This window comes from Sulfitobacter sp. HI0040 (genome assembly GCF_001634885.1).
In the GTDB taxonomy this organism is placed as follows: Bacteria; Pseudomonadota; Alphaproteobacteria; order Rhodobacterales; family Rhodobacteraceae; genus Sulfitobacter.
On sequence record NZ_LWEX01000340.1, the window covers coordinates 1 to 360 of the forward strand.

The following is a 360-nucleotide window of genomic DNA, read 5'->3' on the forward strand; positions in this document are numbered from 1 at the left end:
GTTCTGAACGGGCGGCGCAAGCTGTCTTCGATGATATTTGTCTGAGGTGGGGCGCGCACTAGGTTACGCCTCATGATCAAACAATCAGAACTGCCGGACACGATCGCGATCTTCCCTCTGGCAGGAGCCCTCCTTTTGCCCCGCTCGCGGCTGCCGCTGCATATTTTCGAGCCGCGGTACCTGCAAATGGTTGAGGATGCACTGAAAACGCCCGGGCGGCTGATCGGAATGATCCAGCCGAACGAGGTTCCGGGGCGGAACGGGCCGGGGCTTCACACGATCGGCTGTGCAGGGCGCATCACCCAGTTCTCGGAAACCGAGGACGGTCGCTACATGATCACGCTGGGCGGGGTGTCGCGT

General features: G+C 61.4%; 1 protein-coding gene. It reads left to right on the forward strand.

Annotated features, from left to right (window positions below; genetic code table 11):
- Positions 1 to 72 precede the first annotated feature (72 nt).
- Positions 73 to 360: LON peptidase substrate-binding domain-containing protein (locus A3728_RS14885; RefSeq protein WP_201722336.1), on the forward strand; the 288-nt coding region annotated here is incomplete at its 3' end.